Source organism: Methanophagales archaeon (genome assembly GCA_021159465.1).
Classification (GTDB): domain Archaea; phylum Halobacteriota; class Syntropharchaeia; order Alkanophagales; family Methanospirareceae; genus G60ANME1.
Window position 1 is genome coordinate 1 of sequence record JAGGRR010000220.1, and the last position, 5,942, is coordinate 5,942.

Here is a 5,942-nt window from a genome sequence, read left to right on the forward strand (position 1 = left end):
CTGCGCCGTTGTTCCGCACCTCCACCCTTATACTGCAGGATTCGCCAACTTCCGCATGAGCAGGTGCATCTATCTTCACTAATTCTATATCTGGCATCATCGGATAAACGGTCACATTCTCGGTGAGCATGTTGTTTGTCAGATCCGATTCGTATGCTTTTCTATCCGCATTTGCCTCCGCCTGCAGCGTGCAATTCGTTTGTTGTGAGACTTCAGGAGGAATCCACCGGAATTCCACTGCTTTACGCTTTCCAGGCTCAAGCGGCGCATCCACTGTTTCGTTTCCTATTGTTCCTCCGCCGTAACCCCCACCGCAGCTGTATGAGAGCGAAACATTAAACGATTCATTCACAGGCGCATCGCCTACGTTCTTCACCCATACATTAACGTGCGTTTCAATGCCACCACATATTTTCTTCCCCGCTTCCTCAGCATCAATTTCATCAACAACAATATCTGGCTTCTTCAGCGAGCCGATTGCCCACACTTTACCCCCACCTGTTGTGTAAATCGTGCCTTCCACTATAGCCACTGTTGAGCCACCATAATCGGTGCGCCATTTAAGCTCACCTGTCAATGCATCGAGACACCATAAGCCCGCATAATCAGGCACCATACCACCACCCGGCTCACCAGCAAACACCTTTTTATCTATTGATACAACGGGAGAGTTCGTCCAATGACCGATGCGATGCCACTTCCCTTCTTCATCCTTTATGTTGCCCTCTTTACCTTCCGATGGAAGGTCCCATTTTATCACCCCTCTTCCATAAGAACGGCTCTCTTCCACATCAAAACACGTCACATAATTGTCACTACCCCAGCCGGCACCTGCGATATAAACGAAAGAGCCTTCATCAAAAGACGCATATGCGGGTGTTGAATCCGTCGGTCTTCCATTATTTTGCCATTCTTTATTCCATATCAATGAACCTTCATGTGCATCCACACAATATATGCCGGATGTGGATTCGTAGAACCCGTAGGTTGTCAGGTAAACCTCGCCTCCCACAGTCGTGATTGAGGAATAAACGCCTGACGGGAACCCATGCTTCCATTTCTCCTCGCCAGTCTCGGGATTCACACAATACAGAGCTCCTCCTGAGGACCCCATGTAATCGGCGGAGCCGAGATAGAGGTTGCCAAGTGCAGCTCCTGGTGTTGACATCGCAGCCCCCTCGCTCACCTTCAACGACCACGCATGTTCTCCCGATTTCCATGATGAAACTCCGCCTGAATATTTCCAGCCAAGCATACCACCAGGGTCCTCTACCGCCACAAAATCAACATCTTTTACTCCTGCAACCCTGCATGCATATTCACCCGTGAAATTGTATCTGTTCGTGCCGTCAACACGATAGCAGTAATAAGTGCCGTTCTTGTATGTGCCGAAAAACACACTGTTGCATGCTGCGAGAGCACCTCCGTTCACTCCTCCTATGTCCTCGTTCGCTCTGCCAGCAAGGTAGTATCGCACTTGTGAATTGCCAGAATTCGCATCTATCTCGTGCAGTGCAACCGCAGGAACACTTCCTTTCGGCTCTGCAGAAGCTTCTTCCGTCTTCATGAGGATAACAGTGCCGCGCATCGGCACATATATTTTACCGTTGTAAAACGCGGGTGTGAGCCATGAGCCGTATCCCCACAGACCCTTCGGTGAGGATTTCCATATCATTGAACCATCCTCCGCATCCAGGCATGTCACCCATCCGCTCGTGCCGTCGCAGCAGAACGCATATATCCTGTTGTTCACGGTGATAAGCGATGATGAGGGCACCGCACCCACATCTGCACTGCACCACAGGAGTGTCGGAGCTTTGGGTGTTGTTGTAAGTGCGAATCCTGCGTTCGTATGGAATCCAGACCATGACTTCTCAGCACCTGAATTCAGTATCATGAATGTGTTTGACACTGCTTCTCCGTATGCATACTCACCGTATGCTTCCACTTTTATCTTGTAGTCAAAACCATCAGCGACATTCCGTGTGTCCCATGAATATTCGCCTCTGTTCTCAATTGCATGAGCAACCTCAAACCATCTCCTACCCCTGTCCGGGCTATACCAGAGATTTATGTAAAGTGTTCTGTTGAAAGGAGGAGCGCTCCACCTTATCTTCCTCACGCCTTTCCATCTCTCTCCGCCCTTCGGCGCTATGATTTCTACAGGAACCCTCTCCACAACATCCACTTTTACCGTCAGATTATTGTTCGTCTCATTTGATTCATACATCGAATCGTTGCAATCAACGAAAAACGATATATTTAGCGTGCCTATTCGCCCGGGAATCCAGTTGAACTCAACAGTAGTGTTCCCGTAAAATGTGTCAACATGCCGCATAATCTCCTCGCTCTCGTTCTCAATACTTCCATTAATCATCATGGATACATTGAAATTGTCGCCCGCACCGCTTATGTTCAGTTTTATCCTATTTGATTCGTTGAAGAATATGTGAGGTGGCAGCACAACATTCATAGGCTTGAGGTCCGGAAGCACAACATTTACGAACTCTGTTTCGTTGTTGTTCGTTTCATCTCGTTCTATCACCTCATTATCAGAATCAACAAACACTCTCACTTTGTATTCTCCCGTTCTGTTGGGTTTCCAGTGCAGCACGACATCAAAACGCTCATCAGCCCGCTCAGCTCGTAGATTCTGCCTGTCCTCGAGATGCCATGCATCACAAACACCGTTGCCGATGCCAGTGCGGTTTCCACCGTTTCCTCCACTGATATTGCAGATGAGAAGCGAGACATTGAAGCACCTCGCAACACCGCCTATCTCAACATATATGGGGTTTGTGGCATTCGCATATATTGTGGGAACCCGCATCTCCCTGACATTAAGGTCCGGAGAGCTCACCCACATCATCTTCGTGAGTTTATTGTTGTTCTCATTTGATTCCTGCACGGCGTCATTGCAGTCAACGAAGACAGTGAGATTGTGAACACCGACATGAGAAGGCGTCCAGTTAAGGGAGACTTCAACAATTCCTTCCCTGTTCTCGCTCCCTATCCCATTTATCTCCTTCATATCCTGCAGCTCTTTTTCATCGTTTTCATCGTACAGCGCAACACTGAACCTTTCGTCCGTTCTTCCTCTTATTTTCACGACAACCTCATTTGTCAGGTTCACGATGCTCGTCTCTGCATGCATCTCCAGAGGCACCAGGTCAGGATGTTTCACACGAATATTGATTGAGAATGCGTTGTTACTCTCATCTCGCTCTTCCACTTCGTTAAAATAGTCAGCAAACACGGTTATGTTATGTGGACCTGCGCTTTCAGGGCGCCATTTGAACGACACGGTCTTCATGCCTTCCGCCCACACGTCTCCTGTTTGCATCCTGCTCACTGCCTTTCCGCTGTCAATCAGCGTAACGGGTATTACACCGCCATTGTTCTTCACGAACGCTGATATTGTGCAGTTTGCCCCTTCTATTGCATATGCGGGCGCATCCACACGCTCAACGCTCAAATCCGGAAGCGGTCTCTCCCGCAGTATCTCTATTGCCACCGGATATGGCTCACCGTTCAATGCGGTTATTCGCATGTTGTATTCATCCACAGGCAGGTCATTCCATCCGCTCAGAACTTCATATATGTGTATTACACGACCAAACTCCTCTGTTTCACCTGCACGGAACATGTAAATATGCCTGTTCTCCTCATCCTTCACTTTCCATGTCCCGCTCGCATTAATGACCTCCACACTCACCTCAGAGCTGTTTCCCGTGAATTCCAGATGATAATCCTCAAATATGCTGTGCAGCACGGGCAATGTTCTGTTCAATGTTCCATTGTTAAGCTCTTCAACAAAAATTGAAGCATTCACAAAGAACAGATAACGCTCTAACTCTATATTCTGCTCGCTGCTGCTTAGATATTCAGATGCTCCGCTGACAACGGTGCTATCGCCATCGTTATAACCGGCGGCGATGAACGCCTGCAAAACTCTTGCAGTCGCAATCGCAGAAGGATCATCACCGAATCTTGAGAAGCTTCCATCTTCTTTCTGCACATCACGCAGATAACTCAAACCCTTCTCAATGCTCGCATCAACAGCATCTCTCAGCGGTCCGTTCAGGAATGGGCGAACTGCGCACAACGCCTGCACCGCTACCGCTGTATCGCTCGCCTTTCCTTCCATATACGCTCCAACGAACTCCCAGTGTCCGTCCTCATGCTGCTTGCTTACGAGGTCTCTTGTGACATTCTCCACAATCTCACTTTTGAATGTTCTCCTCGTGGATGCAAGCGCCATCAGCGTGTATGCATCGTTCCACGCAACATCGTATCCGCTCATGTTAGCTCCGTTGTAGAAGCGCTCAGTAGCACCGATGAAGTTTATGCCTGCGAAATCGTGAGGTCTTCCCCCCGAAGCCACCACAGACATCGTTCTCGCAGCCCATTCTCCAGCGCTTCGCAGCGATATCTCCGCTCCGTATCTGAGTGAATCTTTCACCCACTGCCCACTTCTGTCATCAAACCAACCATAGCGCTGGGAGTCACTGCCACGCGCAAAAGCAGCCATCACCGCAATCGCAGGTGATATTGCATTCCTGCGCGGCTTCTTCACATCTGGCGGACGCCACTGCTCCCTCAAGCTTCTGACAAATGAGGGCGCATCATCCACTTCCACTTTCACTGCGAACTCGTTATTCGGCGCGTTTATGTCCTCTATATCCGATGTGATTCTCGCTTTTATCTCATATTCTCCAGCATCTTCGGGCTTCCACAAGAGCACTGAACGCTTAGACACATCAAATCCTTCAAATATGCCTCCTATATGTAGTGTGGTGTTGCTTATTTCGTACCATGTGCCATCCTTTCTCGCGAGCAGCATGATGTTGAATTTGCTTTCATTAATCAGACCAATTCCCGCCTTTCGCCTTATAAGCACATATACCGAATTATTCACTCCCCTGTATATCCTGTTGGGGACGACAAAACCCTCAATGCTCGCATCAAGTTCCGTGTTGAACGGTTCTATCGCAGGATAATGGTCTATCACAGGGTTTCCATAAACAGGGTCCGGACTCGCATACCACTTATCGTATATACCATCACTGTTGTTGTCTTTCCGAGGATAGCAACTCCGCCATACGCCCGAAAAGTTCTTAGTTCGTGTTGCACCGTTGAGATACATGTCGAAGTTCGCTACTACAAAATGCTCGCCCCAGTAATTGGAATCCCATAGATTGCCACTACCCGCATCAGATACGATTGGCGACACCTTGTTCTCAGTCCAGTTTCTCAGTGAAGCACTATTCCAATATTTGCGCAGTTGCAAGTAATCAAGTGCATGCTCGCGGTAGAAATTGTTATGATACATTTTATTGTGGTTACCTTCAACCCTTATACCCCTCAACACTTTGCAGAATGTGTTATCAAAGAAGAGATTATTACTTGAATGCGAGTCCAGAAAAATTGCAGGATTTGTTCCATAGTTATGAGTCATATGATTGGAATCATACCCCTCTATCGAATAAATAAGATTGTTTGAAAAACGGCAGTATGTGGAATTTTTTATTATTACTACTGGAGTATTGATAAGTGAATAAGCAATTAATATTCCTCTCGTACTCCTGATTTTACAATTGTCTATTGTTATATCTCTTGAATTTTCTATGTGAATCAATTCATGTTCAATTCCGCTTTCTATCAATGCAAGGTTCATAATGGTGATATTGCTTGAATTTATAATGTTGATGAGCGGTATCTTCCAGCGCCCATCATGAGTGCATGGAAAGTTAGAGTTCAACACGGTATTCCAGCCGTCGCCGATGAGCGTGATGTTGTTCTTATCCACGATGTCAACCCTGTTCAACACGTAGTAGTCCCAGGGGCAGATGCAAGGTGAAACACATGAATAAGCGTTATAAGTCCCCTCGTGCACATATATAACGGTGCCGGGCGCGGCATCCTCCACCGCCTCTCTTACC

1 protein-coding gene is annotated in these 5,942 nt (G+C 47.6%); it reads right to left on the reverse strand.

Annotated elements, in window-relative coordinates; genetic code table 11:
* The coding region (locus J7J01_09435; GenBank protein ID MCD6211085.1) for a PQQ-binding-like beta-propeller repeat protein at nt 1-5,942 on the reverse strand (5,942 nt) is incomplete at both ends.